This window comes from Kitasatospora sp. NPDC051164, assembly GCF_044455625.1.
Lineage (GTDB): Bacteria > Actinomycetota > Actinomycetes > Streptomycetales > Streptomycetaceae > Kitasatospora.
The window spans coordinates 909-13,337 of record NZ_JBITFB010000081.1 but is presented as its reverse complement, the minus strand read 5'-3'; the positions used below and the strand labels follow the sequence as shown (position 1 = coordinate 13,337).

Here is a 12,429-nt window from a genome sequence, read left to right as displayed (position 1 = left end):
TGCGCTTCTCACCCCGCCCGGTCTTAGCGATCACCTCATCGACCAGACCCGGCGGAAACGCCTGCGTCAGCACCCCGATCGCAATCCGATCCGACTACCGCTCACCCGCACACGACTTGACCTGCCCCACCCTCGCCACACCACAACCAACGACACACAGAGCACAAAGTCACCGGCATTGGGCCTAGGTGTCGGCCCCGCGCTCGCGGAGGTGACCCGCATGGCCGCTTCCTGTGTCAGAAGTTCGTCGTGTCGAGTTCGGTGCTCAACGGGGGCGGTAGCTGCAGGGGGGTGCCGAAGGGGTGGGGCCCTTCGATCCGGGTGTAGCCGAGCTGGCCGGGCTGGGAGAAAAGGGTGCAGGTGCGTTCCTGCCGGTCGACCAGGAGGTACACGGGAGCGCCGAACTGCGAGTACCGCCGGCGCTTCGCGGTCCGGTCGGTGTCACCGTTCGACGGCGAGGTCACCTCGACGACGAGCACGGTCTGGTCGGGCAGGAGCGCCCCTTCGGTCTTCGCCAACTCGGCGGGCACGACGGCGAGGTCCGGAACGTAGTAGTTCTCCGTGCCGGGCAGGTCGAGGTTCCCGGAGCCGGCACGGAGGCCGAGCTCGCGCATGCGGGGCCCGATCTGTTCACGGATCAGGTCGACGGCGGTCTCGTGGGCCCAGGACGGTGACACGGGGGTGATGACTCCCTCGACGATCTCGACACGGTCACCCGCAATATGCTGGATCGCGTACTTGAGGGCCTGCTCCGGATTCGGTACCTGGCTGTAGTCACCCGGGCTGGCATGCGCCGTGCTCACGTGCTGCTCTCCTGTCCGGATGTCAGTCCTCAGAACGGACTAGCGAAGTTGTTTGGGTCCGCTGCGGCCTGGCTGCCACGGCCGTAGCGCTGGGCTGGCTCCCGCCGAGCAGGGGCGCTCGTGGGAACTCGGCACCCAGTAACGTTACTAGGCACCACCACGTGACGTGAACAGCATGCCGAGCGAACGAGCCTCAACCGGTGACCCCTTACGAGAAGGTGACCGGCAGAAGAGCGGGTTCACTGCCGAGGATTCGGCCCAGGTCATAGCCAATGCGCGCGCGGCACTGACGTGCGTGGTCGCGCAGATGGGTGAGTGGCCAGCATTTGAGCGATGGCCGCAGCTGATGCCGACTTGGTTCATCCAGCAGTGCGCGCCCGAGCACCCCGAACCAGAACATGGCGAGCCCTTCGACGCCGAGGCCTGGCTACGTCAGTGGCGGGCCATGACGCCGCAGCAGAAGGCGGCTGTCGATCAGGGACCGTGGATGCTCTCCGGTTGGCTCGACTACTTCGACCCTACCGAGGAAGGGATGGGAGACGACCGGAGCCGGTGGTGGTGGGACGCGAGAGCCGATGAGCCGGACGGCGCTTGGGTGCAGGTGGCGACCACTGGCTGGCCCTTCGGCAGCGGTTCGTTGTCCTGGCTAATTGAGGCCAGCGGGGGTACGGACCTCGTCTACGGGCCATGAGCCGGCACCCGGCAAGATCGCGATCTACGGCTGGAGTACGAGGGCCCGTATTCGGTCGTGATCAGCGGTGGTCCTGGTGAGGTCTTTGATCCAGATCATTGCGCCGCGAAGATGGAGGCCGACGAGGTAGCGGGAGTCCTGTCATAGCGGGTGGCGATGCCTCGCCAGGCCTTCAGCTTGTTGATCAGGCGCTCGACGGTGCTCCGTCCTTGTAGAGCTCGGCGTCGTGGCCGACGGGCTTGCCGCCCTTGCTGTCCTTCTTCTTGCGGTTGGCGGCCTGGTCGACCTTCTCGGCGATGACGGTCAGGGTCCAGGTGCATTCCGGCGGCGTCGTGGTGGGCCCGGACGGTCGTGGAGTCCACGCTGACCAGGGACAAGTCCACCTCACCCCGCTTGGCGGCTTCCGCGATCGCACCCTCCAGCAGGGCCTCGAAGACGCCGGCGTGCCTCCACTGCCGGAAGCGGCTGTGGACGGTCGACCGCGCTCTTGTCGCCTTTCGGTTCGAGCCCCGTTCCGTGGCCGCGATCGAAGATGCGCTCGGGATGTATGAGTGCCTGTGTCGAAATATTGTTGATGTGTTGGAGGCTACAGGCGCGGCCGGGGGAACGTTGCCGGCCGGCGGGTGGCCGTCCCCGCGAAGATCGTGGGAGGTGGCCAACGCCAGCGGGGGATTCAGGGCGTTCGGGCGGTGCTCCTGGTGGTTCGCCGGACGGCCCTGTGGCGAGGAGATCACGGCAAGGGGTTGCCATGCCCGACCACATGACCCTCCTGGACACCAAACGGCTGGCCCAGCTGACGGGCGACCGGGACCCTCAGGACTGGCCCATGATGAACCTCACCGGCGGCTGGAACGTCGTGGGTGTGGATGAGGGACCCACCGCCGAACACGAGGGCAGGCTGTACGTCTACTTCGGTGACGTCGCCACGTCCGACGACGGCGGGCACCACCCGATCGGCTGGAACTTCGTCTTACCGAACAAGACCCAGGGTGCCAACGATACGACCGGACAGCCCGACTGGCGCTTCTGCGTACGGTGCAACGGGCTGTTCCGGGCCCCGAAGGACAGCGCTTCGGGCTCTGTCTGCCCGTTCGGCGGCGAGCACGTCCCGGCGGGCTGGAACTTCGTGCTGCCGAACAACATGCAGGGTGCCACCGACACGACCGGGCAGCCCGACTGGCGTTTCTGCGGGCAGTGCCACGGGCTGTTCCATGCACAGCAGGAGGAGCCCGGAGGAGGTGTGTGTCCTGCCGGGGACCGGCACCGTCCGGACGGGTGGATCTTCTATCTGCCCAGCCGTGAACAGGGGGCCCCGGACAGCAGCGGGCAGCCCGACTGGCACCTGTGCGCCACCTGCCATGGGCTCTTCTGGCAGCCGGGAGACATCCCGAACCTCGGCATCTGCCCGGCGGTGGACCCGCGCAACTCCGACCTGGTCGCCTGGACCGATGACACCCGGGTGGCCGAGGCCGTGCTCGTCGAGCACGACCCGCAGGGTTGGAACTTCGCCCTGCCCAACACAACGCAGGGTGCCACCGACACGACCGGACAGCCCGACTGGCGCTACTGCGCGAAGTGCAACGGGCTGTTCTTCGCGCCCCACGAGGCCGCCACGGGAAGCAGGTGCCCGCTCGGTGGCGAACACGTCCCGGCCGGCTGGAACTTCGTCCTGCCGAACAATGTGCAGGGCGCCACCGACACCACCGGTCAACCCGACTGGCGCTACTGCGGAAACTGCCACGGACTCTTCTGGGCTCCCCACGGCGCCACCGACGGTACGGTCTGCCCGGTCGGGGGAGAGCACAGTTATCCCCCCGACAGCTGGATCTTCCATCTGCCCAGCCGCGAACAAGGCGCCGACGCCAGCTCCGGCCAACCCGAATGGCATTTCTGCTCCCGGTGCCACGGACTGCTGTGGACCGGCGCGGCGACGCCGGGGACCTGCCCGCGGTCGACGGCAGGCGGGTTCCGACTGAACCCCGTCATGCGGGATCCGTCGAACTTCGATCCGATGCGCGCCACCGCCCCGGTGGGCATCACCAAAAGCCTGGAGAGGCCCGGAGGCCCCTTCAGCCATGACGGCCGCGCCTACGCCTTCGTCAACATCTCCGCCCCGCAGTACTCGGAGCAGCTGCGACCGGGCAATCCCACGCTCGGCACCCATCTCGTCAGCAAGGCCGACCCGTCGAACCCCGGTCCGCACGACACCGAGTTCCTCTTCAGCCCGCGGATCGGGGCGTGCCCGACCGGGCCGGGCGGCGCGCTGCAGAGCCACCAGGTCCTCGGCCTGTCGTTCATCCTGCCGCACGACCACAGTGCGAGTCCGATCAGCCAGGCAGGGTGGCGGCACTGCCGCACCTGCGAGGCGTTGTTCTTCCCGGGTGAGGCCGCCACGACGGGTGGAGTGTGCTGGGCGACGCGGCAGCCGCATGACGGCGTCGGCTCCGCCGTCTACGCGGTACCGCTCGACGAATCCGGGCTCCGGACACAGGGTGCCTGGAAACGCTGCGGCAACTGCGCGGCGGCCGTCTTCACCGGGTACTCGGCCACCCCGGACCTGTGCCCGGCCGGCGACGCAGGCCGTACGTGGGAGCTGGGCGGGCTGAACCAGTACGCTCTGCCGGTCGGCTCGATCGGGGTGTTCACCTCCGACTGGGGTGAGGTCTCCCGAGAGCGCGCGGTGTGCGGGATTGACGAGTCGCGAAAGGCGCCCTGCAGCACGGACACCTGGGAACTGACGGTCCGTCACAGCCGCGTCGTGTCGGCCTCCACCACCCCGGGCCGTGGTCCGATCCCCGCCGACAGCCTCGTGCTGCTCGGCCGCGAGGCCGGCGCCCGGGTGCTGGCGGGCCTGCCGGTCGGAACGGCGGTCGTGACGGACTACCGCCTCGCGTCGAACGGGCCGGTGCCCTTCGCTTTCGCCCTGGGCGCCTATCCGATGCTGCGCGACGGGAGGCCACTGGCAGGGCTGGACGCCCACGACATCGAGCCGCGCACCGCAGTCTGCCTGGCAGACCACGGCCGCCTGCTCACACTTCTCTCCACGGACGGCCGAGAGAGCACCTCCACCGGGATGGCTCTCACCGAACTCGCCCAAGCCCTGCGTGGTTTCGGCTGCTCCGACGGCGTGTACCTGGACGGCGGCGCCTCCGCCACCCTGGTCACCCGCAACCCGGACACCGGCGATCTCGCGGTCCGCAACCACCTCGACCACGACCAGGAACGACGGATCCCCAACGCCATCGGCATCTTCGCCGAGTAGGCCGACCGACCGCTCCGAAGCGGCAGGTGTACGGGCTGGTTCAGTCTCCTTACTGCCTTGGAACGCACCAGAAGTGACGGGACGCCCTCTCGGCGGCGGCGCCTCGAAGGCCCCGCCGATCTGCGTGACGTTTCAGTCGGCGGAATTCAACGACTGAAGCGCTCAGCGGGGAGGCCGCCACGCAGAGCAGTTCAGGCCCCTGGTGTTCCGCCGGACTGCCAGGCCCCGCGGCCGGGGACCGGCGTGGTCCGCGGCCGCAGTCGTTCGCCCTGCGGCCCGAACAAGATCAGATACTCGACCGGCCCGCCGGTGCCGGCGTTCGCCACCCCGTGCGGGGTGCGGGTATCGAACTCGGCGACGTCCCCGGCGGCCAGGACGAGATCCTGGTTGGCGAGCGCGAGCCACAGTCGCCCGTACAGGACGCACAGCCACTCGTAGCCCTCGTGGGAGGCCTGCCGGGGCCGCACGGGCGGATCCTCGACGGCGGGCAGCACGTGCTTGTGGGCGTGCAAGCCGCCGACGTACCGGGTCAGCGGCAGTACCGCCTTGTCGTCCCCGAAGCTGTGCGGCGCCCTGCTGCGGCGCTCGACCGCGGGGGCGGGGGCTGTGCCGGCCAGCTCGTCCAGGGAGACGCCGTACTCCTTGGCCAGCTGAAGCAGGACCTCCAGGGTGGGCTTGCGCCGACCGGTCTCGATCCGCGACAGCGTGCTCGGCGAGATGCCGGTAGCACAGTGGACACCGGCGAGCGTGGCGCCGTGCTGCTCGCGCGCGGCTCGCAGTCTGGGCCCCATCGCCGCCAGCGTGCCGTCCAGGTCGTCGCCTGCCATCCGTTCCGTTCCTTCCCGCCGCACCGCCCACCCGCCCTGGGCTGCGATTTTGCCAGAACGGCAACGCTGATCGCGTCGAGAGACCGCCGCGCCGCATGATCGACGAGTAGCCGCGTCCATCCGCGAACCGAGGAGAAGCCCATGCAGCCCGAACCGACCGCCGAGCTCCGCCACCGCACCATCGGGACCCCGGCCGGGCGCCTGCACATGGTCGAGCAGGGCACCGGCCCACTGGTCCTGCTCGTGCACGGCTTCCCCGAGTCCTGGTATTCATGGCGCCACCAGCTCCCGGCCCTCGCCGCCGCCGGCTACCGGGCGGTGGCCATCGACGTGCGCGGCTACGGCCGCTCCTCCAAGCCAGCCGCGACCGACGCCTACCGAATGCTCGACCTGGTGCAGGACAACGTCGCCGCGGTGCGCGCCCTCGGCGAGGAAAGCGCGGTGGTCGTCGGCCACGACTGGGGCTCCAACATCGCCGCCATTTCGGCGCTGCTCCACCCCGAAGTCTTCCGCGCCGTCGGCCTGCTGAGCGTCCCCTACACCCCGCCGGGTGGTCCTCGCCCCACCGACGTCTTCGGCCGGATCGGCGGCCCTGAGCAGGAGTTCTACGTCTCCTACTTCCAGAAGCCCGGCCGCGCCGAGGCGGAGATCGAGCCCGATGTCCGGGGCTGGCTCTCCGGCTTCTACGCGGCACTGTCCGCTGACACCATGCCCGCCCAGGGCGAGCCCGACCCGCACTTCGTTCCCCACGGCGGCCGGCTGCGCGACCGCTTCCCCGCAAGCACGTTGCCCGCCTGGCTGAGCGAGGACGACCTCGACGTCTACGCCGCTGAGTTCGAGCGCACCGGCCTGACCGGCGCCCTCAACCGCTACCGCAACATGGACCGTGACTGGGAGGACCTCGCCCCCCATCGCGGAGCCGCGATCAAGCAGCCGTCCCTGTTCATCGGCGGCACCCTGGATGCCTCCACCACCTGGATGGCCGATGCCATCGACAGCTACCCCACCACCCTCCCCGCCCTGTCCGCCTCCCACCTGTTGGAAGGCTGCGGCCACTGGATCCAGCAGGAACGCCCTGACGAGGTCAACCGCCTGCTGACCGACTGGCTCACCGCCCTCCAGGGCTGAACCGCCCACCCGAGTACCAGGCCCGGACACCCCCCTCACGTAGGCGATACGGCTTTGTCACCGGTCAGCCACCTTGCCTGCCAACTGGAACGTACAGCCCGACAGATCTGGTGCTCATCCGCCAGATGCAGTGCTCCGTCACAATCTCGGCGACACGGTGGCCGCCCGCGGGGTTCTACAGCTCGAGGTCCATCCAGTTGAGGCTGTTCAGCGCGACCTTCGGCGCGCGCCGGCCGCCGCCGGCCCGGAAGTAGTGGTCGCGCAGGCCGTCGGCGAGGATCTCCTCCTGTTCGGCCTGGGTGGCTCCGCGGTCGCTGGCGGCGTAGAGGGTCTGGGCGATGCTGCCGGGCATCCGGAGGTTCTCCAGGAGCCGTTCGCGGGGGTCGTCGGTGGAGTTGGGGCCGGCGTCGAAGCCGAACGTCCCGGAGATGTGGAGCGTGAACCCGTTCTTCTCGGCGTCGCGGCGTACCCGCTGCTTCACCCGCGGCTGCCCAGGCCGCCAGCTCGCCCTCGGCGAGGGCGGTCAGGGCGTGGGCCCAGCGCTGGGCGGTACGCACCGAGACGCCGACGGCCTGGGCAAGGCGCTGACTCCGCCGGTCTTGATGTGCCTTGCCGGGTTCGTGTCGTCGGCGATGAGCTCGGTGATCTCGGCCATCGGTCGGGAGCCCTCGAACTTCACCATCCCCGGACTCACTCCGAGGCGCAGCGAGGTGGTGAGGGTGGCGTCCGGCTTTGTGAGGATGTCCAGGGCGCCGGGGCCGGGTGAGGCGAAGACGGCGAAGACGGCGCAGTCGGGGAGGACGGCGAAGGCGTGCAGGCCGGTGTCGGCGGCCATCCTGCGGAGCTTGCGGTGGAGGTTGACGGTGGCGGTGTCGATGACCGGGGCGCGCATCAGCGGTCCCAGGGTCTGTTTCAGAAGTGGATCAAGGTCATCCGGTGCACGATCCCGGAGAAGCGCGACCAGATCGCCAACCGCAAGAGGCGCGGCTCCCACGGTGGTCGGCCGCCGAAGTTCGACAAGGACGACTACAAGCAGCGCCACGCGGTGGGGTACGGGATCAATCGGCTGAAGCGAAACCGGGCGGTGGCCACGAGGTACACGCGGTATGACAAGCTCGCTGTTCGCTATGAAGCGACGGTGCTGGTCGCCGCAATCGGCGAGTGGCTCTGACCGGCGCCGCCGTAAACGGCAGCAACGGCCAGGAACGGATGTGTCACCTTCTCGCGTTGGGTCGGCATGGTGATGATGGCGGGTCTGCTCTTCATGGCAGTGCTGGTGATCGTGCCCTTCACACTGGCCTCAATCCGGCATCTCGTGGTGCGATCTGGCTGTCCAGGATGGTTATGCCGTCGTCTGACCACTCGAACGCGAAGCAGCGGGCTCGGCCTTGGTGCCACCGCGACCGAGGAGTTGCACGCCTTCTTCAATGCCAACAAGCGCGTGCAAATCGAGCAGCGGCGGACCCAGCTGGTCATGCGGGACGACGACCACACCGGCGCCCCGCCTCGCATAGGTATCGACTTGGACGGCGGCACCGCAGTCGTTCAACAGCAGAGATAGTCGCGCCCCGCCATGCGCGATTCCCTCACTGCAAGATCCACTTCTGAAACAGACCCCAGGTCGGCCGCTCCAGAGCCGCCCAGCGCTCGCCGGGCTTGTAGCCGTGCCCGCGCGGGCGTTCGCGCATCTTGCCGAGGGTGCCCTTCGCGGTCTGCTTGATCGCGGTCAGCACCGCCGGCTCCGTCGGGTCACCGGTGGTCTTGAGGCTGGCCATGGCGTCCAGGAACGCCACCGGGTCGGTGTCCGCCATGTTCGGCGGGACGCCGAGAGCGGCCATCGTGTCCAGGTACGCTGCCCGGAGGTGCTTGTGCGGGGCGCCCATCGCCGAGCGTGCTTCGCCTCGTCGGTGGGGTCGAGGTGGCCGTGCTCGATGTGGAACGCGGCAGCAGCGGCGTGCATCCGCTGCCACTGCCCGTGCGGGTCGAAGGCGCGCAGCATGACGGCCTGGAGGATCCGCGCTGCTTGCTGCTTCGTGTTGATCTTCAGTCACTCGATGGGCGACTCCGCTGGCGCCGGCTGCTGCTCGCCCTTCTTTCCCGGGCTCGGAGGCCTCGCCCTCGACCGGCTTGGCCGCGGTGGTGTGCCGAGCGGGCCGCCGGCGAGCTCACGGTACGCTTGCGCCCGCCGGGGACGCGGGTCCGGATCGCCGTGGTCGGCCCTGTCGACCCGGCCCCGAAACAGCGCCTCGTCATCCAGGTCCTGCGCCACCGCGGCTGCCAGAGAGTCCGACTTGGAGACAACGTGAACACCGAGGAAGCACCCCCGCCCGAACCGCTGAAGCGAGCCGCCGACTTCAGCACGAACCGCCTCGAGGCTTTCAGCGACGGCGTGTTCGCCATCGCCATCACGCTCCTGGTGCTGGACCTGAAGGTGCCGGAACCGGAGGCCGCGCAGGGCGGTTCCCTGAATAGCGCGCTCGCACACCAGTGGCCTTCGTATTTCGCCTATCTGGTGAGTTTCCTGGTCATCGGCATCATCTGGATCAATCACCACGCGATGTGCTCACTGGCACGCCGGGTGGACCGGCGCACCCTGTTCGCCAATCTCTTCCTGCTGCTCACCGTGTCGGTGATCCCCTTCCCTACCCGCTTGCTCGCGACCTACCTCACCGCCGACAACAGCGACGCCCACACCGCGGCCGCCGTCTACGCCTCCACCATGGTGGCGATGGGGATCGCCTTCTCCCTGCTCTTCCTCGCCTTCACGCGCGACGCACGGCTGCTGGACACTCCAGTGCCCCCCGCGGCACTGCGCACCGCGATGCGCCGCTTCAGCATCGGCGGCCTCTGTTACCTGCTCACCGTCGGCCTGGCATACATCAGCCCGGTCGCGATGCTGGCCACCCACGCGCTCCTCGCCATCTATTACTGCTTCGACCAGCTGGCCCCGGCCCGCCCCACGCGCTGACACCGCTCCGCCGAGGACGAGGGCAACGCGCTCATCACCGGCACCGCCACCTTCACCACCATCAGGGGCGGGCCGAGCGGACACGGCCCGGAAGGCGGCCAAGCCGGACGACAACGCCAGCAGCGGGACCGTACATGGCGGGCACGCCCCGTTCTTGAGCGGAGCCGGATCAATGGGGCGCCCTGGTCGCGCAGCACCAGGGCGGGGGTGAGGCGCTCGACGGGCTGGGGTCGCCCCCAGGGCCGGCGGAGGTCGGCGGACAGCGCTCTGGCGAGGCGGAGTTGGGTGTGGGCGGCCAGGACCAGGTGGGTCCAGCGGTCGGCCGCGGCGGGTTCGCGTAGGCGGGGGCGGGTCCAGCCCAGGGTCTGCTTGAGGAAGCGGAAGGTGTGCTCCAGGTCGAAGCGCCGCAGGAACGCGTGCCAGGCGGTGTCGGTGTCCGCGTCGGGTGGTGTGGGGTCGGAGAATCACAGCCAGACCGGCTTGGGGGTGCCGCCGGATGGCAGGTGGTCGACGTCGAGGCGGATCAGGGTGCCTTCGATGGTGGGGAGTTGGCCCTGGTGGTCGCTCCAGGCGGAGCGTCGCCACACGCGGGGGTGCAGGCGGTGCCAGGCGCGGACGCGGGCGGTGCCGTAGCGGCGGGTGGTGTGCTTGCCGTCACTGTCGGGGTCGCGCCAGGTCGCGGGGTCGGCCAGTGCGAACCGGGCTCCGTGACTGCGGGGTTTGCCGCCTTTGGGGCCCACCCGGTAGTCGTCGGGCACGGGGTTGAAGAAGACCCGGTCGGAGCGCATCCGCACCACGACCTGGACAGGCAGGTCCCGTAGGAGGTAGGCCAGGCGCGGGCCGTCGTAGCCGGCGTCCGCCACGATCAGCACCGGCGGGTCGCCGAGCTTCCAGTGCCCGGCGTCGAGGATTCCGTGCAGGACCTCACGCAGCTGGACGCCGGTGACGGCCGCGGTGTCCGCACCGGGTTCCACACGCTTGGCGTCCAGCAGAGCTGTCCACGAGGTCGAGCCCGACTCCAGGGCGGCAACGAAGGAGTAGGGCCAGCCGGGCACCATCTCGTGCGTGTTCTCACGACGGCCGTAGGTGTGGCAGAAGGAACGGGCATTGCTCGTGTTGGCGTCCGGCCGCAGCCAGGCGGTTACGTCGACGGCGAGCACGATCCGCCCGCCTGGGCCGCGGGGCACGCTTCGGGCCGCGATCGCGCGCCGAAGGCCGTCCGCATCGAGGTCCCCGCGGTTCAGGGCGGCGTACAGGGAGCCGTGCGAGCGCCGGTGCTCGGGCGCCAGGGCCAGCTCGACCAGGGCGCGGACCGGACCGTCGGCGCACAGCAGGGCGTCCGACAGCTCGAACAGTGCGTCCGCGCGGCGGGGCATCGCGGCGTACAAGTCCATTCGTAAGGAGGACAGTTCCGAGATTGCCTGCTGGCGAACGGCTTCAGGGACCACAATCGAGACCGACGACCTCCGGCTCTGTTGTGCGACTCGACATCACACAGCGTGAAACGGAGGTCGTCGCCTTGTCCGGCAGATCCCCATGTGGGTGACCAGCTCGAACAACCTCGAGTCGATCACCGAAGGTAAACGACAAGCTTAGATGAAGAGCGTCTCGCAACCTTCCATGGGTGCCCACCCGGCGTCTCCGCTGGCCGTCACGGCCAGAACAGGCAACGGCCTGTCCCCCGGGAAGGGATGGGCAGCCCGCCGGGTCGAATGTCAGCAGTAACGCACCATCCCCGTGACCAGAACAGGCCGCACACGAATAATTCACCCTGACGGAGCAAGTCAGTTGACATATGATCAAGGCAGGCTTATGGCAGGACGGAAAAGAGAAGCCCGGCTCGCTCAGACATGCAGCGCGCCCCTCGGGCGCGAGGCTCGCCAGGGCGGGAAGAGTGGGCCCATCGACCTGTCGGCGGGAACGCCCCAGCATGTAGAAGTGCCTCAAAGGGCTGGCATCAGGTGAGTTGATCAGCCATTGCGGCTTCGGCTGGTCACGAGCAGGGCCAACTGCATGGCAGCCAGCCATGGAAAAGCCCGAGCCGCGCAAGCCGTCGCCTGCTGCTTGGTCGACCACCATATCCGCCTCGCCGCCGCCGTAGACGCCCTTCTCTTTGTGGAATCGAGTCGACGACTCGATTACTCCATCAGGGTGAATAATTCGCGTGCGGCCTGTTCTGGCCACGGGGATGGTGCGTTACTGCTGACATTCGACCCGGTGGGCTGCCCATCCCTTCCCGGGGGACAGGCCGTTGCCTGTTCTGGCCGTGACGGCCAGCGGAGACGCCGGGTGGGCACCATTGGAAGGTTGCGAGACGCTCTTGTTGACGCCCTCCATCTGATGGAGCGTCAACTAATCCTCTCGGGCGCCCCATCCCGATCAGATCTGGATCAAGGGGTGTGTCATGGCCAAGAGTTTTCAGTCGAAGTGGCGTCAACTGTTGGGCCTCGGAAGGCCCAAGCAGAGTGCGGCGGTGACGCCGCCGGATCCGACGGTGGCGGTGGGCAGCTTCCCGACCGGGGTGGCGATCACTCCCGACGGACTGCACGCGTACGTGACCAACGAGGGCGACAACACCGTCAGCGTGATCGACACCGCCACCAACACCGTGACGGCCACGGTCGTCGTGGGTACCGGACCGTTCGATGTGGCTGTCACTCCCGACGGACTGCACGCGTACGTGACCAACGAGGGCGACAACACCGTCAGCGTGATCGACACCGCCACCAACACCGTGACGGCCACGGTCG

The 12,429-nt window shown here is 68.8% G+C and carries 12 protein-coding genes and 2 pseudogenes; 7 read left to right on the top strand and 7 right to left on the bottom strand.

Annotated elements, in window-relative coordinates; all coding sequences use genetic code 11:
* Nucleotides 1-236: 236 nt before the first annotated feature.
* Nucleotides 237-803 (bottom strand): Uma2 family endonuclease, encoded by a 567-nt coding sequence (locus ACIBEC_RS46870; RefSeq protein ID WP_360509975.1) that lies wholly within the window; start codon nt 801-803, stop codon nt 237-239.
* Between the two features lie 175 nt (nt 804-978).
* On the opposite strand from ACIBEC_RS46870, the gene ACIBEC_RS46865 reads away from it, so the two are divergent.
* On the top strand, nt 979-1,494 hold the full coding sequence (locus ACIBEC_RS46865; protein ID WP_360509989.1) for a hypothetical protein: 516 nt from the start codon (nt 979-981) through the stop codon (nt 1,492-1,494).
* A gap of 24 nt (nt 1,495-1,518) precedes the next feature.
* On the opposite strand, the pseudogene ACIBEC_RS46860 reads toward ACIBEC_RS46865, so the two are convergent.
* A pseudogene (locus ACIBEC_RS46860) lies at nt 1,519-1,973 on the bottom strand (hypothetical protein); the annotation flags it as partial.
* A 269-nt stretch (nt 1,974-2,242) separates the two neighbouring features.
* Between ACIBEC_RS46860 and ACIBEC_RS46855 the strand changes: the two are divergent.
* Nucleotides 2,243-4,756 carry a phosphodiester glycosidase family protein gene (locus ACIBEC_RS46855; protein ID WP_360509976.1) on the top strand — a complete coding sequence of 838 codons (2,514 nt, stop codon included), beginning with the start codon at nt 2,243-2,245 and terminating at the stop codon, nt 4,754-4,756.
* Nucleotides 4,757-4,947: 191 nt separating this feature from the next.
* Here ACIBEC_RS46855 and ACIBEC_RS46850 read toward each other — a convergent pair whose 3' ends face one another.
* On the bottom strand, nt 4,948-5,583 hold the full coding sequence (locus tag ACIBEC_RS46850) for a helix-turn-helix domain-containing protein (protein ID WP_360509977.1): 636 nt from the start codon (nt 5,581-5,583) through the stop codon (nt 4,948-4,950).
* Nucleotides 5,584-5,724: 141 nt separating this feature from the next.
* On the opposite strand from ACIBEC_RS46850, the gene ACIBEC_RS46845 reads away from it, so the two are divergent.
* Nucleotides 5,725-6,711, top strand: a complete 987-nt coding sequence (locus tag ACIBEC_RS46845) for an alpha/beta hydrolase (protein ID WP_360509978.1) — start codon at nt 5,725-5,727, stop codon at nt 6,709-6,711.
* Nucleotides 6,712-6,886: 175 nt separating this feature from the next.
* Here ACIBEC_RS46845 and ACIBEC_RS46840 read toward each other — a convergent pair whose 3' ends face one another.
* On the bottom strand, nt 6,887-7,192 hold the full coding sequence (locus ACIBEC_RS46840; protein WP_360509979.1) for a hypothetical protein: 306 nt from the start codon (nt 7,190-7,192) through the stop codon (nt 6,887-6,889).
* 42 nt (nt 7,193-7,234) lie between these two features.
* On the bottom strand, nt 7,235-7,546 hold the full coding sequence (locus ACIBEC_RS46835; RefSeq protein WP_360509980.1) for a hypothetical protein: 312 nt from the start codon (nt 7,544-7,546) through the stop codon (nt 7,235-7,237).
* Here ACIBEC_RS46835 and ACIBEC_RS46830 point away from each other — a divergent pair.
* On the top strand, nt 7,523-7,882 hold the full coding sequence (locus ACIBEC_RS46830) for a hypothetical protein (RefSeq protein WP_360509981.1): 360 nt from the start codon (nt 7,523-7,525) through the stop codon (nt 7,880-7,882). The two genes, ACIBEC_RS46835 and ACIBEC_RS46830, sit on opposite strands and share 24 nt — an antisense overlap.
* Nucleotides 7,883-7,948: 66 nt before the next feature.
* Nucleotides 7,949-8,272 (top strand): DUF6191 domain-containing protein, encoded by a 324-nt coding sequence (locus ACIBEC_RS46825; protein WP_360509982.1) that lies wholly within the window; start codon nt 7,949-7,951, stop codon nt 8,270-8,272.
* A 25-nt stretch (nt 8,273-8,297) separates the two neighbouring features.
* Here ACIBEC_RS46825 and ACIBEC_RS46820 read toward each other — a convergent pair whose 3' ends face one another.
* Nucleotides 8,298-8,594 (bottom strand): hypothetical protein, encoded by a 297-nt coding sequence (locus ACIBEC_RS46820; RefSeq protein ID WP_360509983.1) that lies wholly within the window; start codon nt 8,592-8,594, stop codon nt 8,298-8,300.
* Nucleotides 8,595-9,013: 419 nt separating this feature from the next.
* On the opposite strand from ACIBEC_RS46820, the gene ACIBEC_RS46815 reads away from it, so the two are divergent.
* Nucleotides 9,014-9,679: a TMEM175 family protein gene (locus ACIBEC_RS46815; protein ID WP_360509984.1), complete on the top strand. Its 666-nt coding sequence runs from the start codon at nt 9,014-9,016 to the stop codon at nt 9,677-9,679.
* A gap of 464 nt (nt 9,680-10,143) precedes the next feature.
* Here ACIBEC_RS46815 and ACIBEC_RS46810 read toward each other — a convergent pair whose 3' ends face one another.
* A complete protein-coding gene (locus ACIBEC_RS46810) occupies nt 10,144-11,073 on the bottom strand; it encodes a transposase (protein ID WP_360509985.1) in 930 nt (309 codons plus the stop codon).
* A gap of 1,010 nt (nt 11,074-12,083) precedes the next feature.
* Here ACIBEC_RS46810 and ACIBEC_RS46805 point away from each other — a divergent pair.
* Nucleotides 12,084-12,429: pseudogene (locus ACIBEC_RS46805) on the top strand (YncE family protein); the annotation flags it as partial.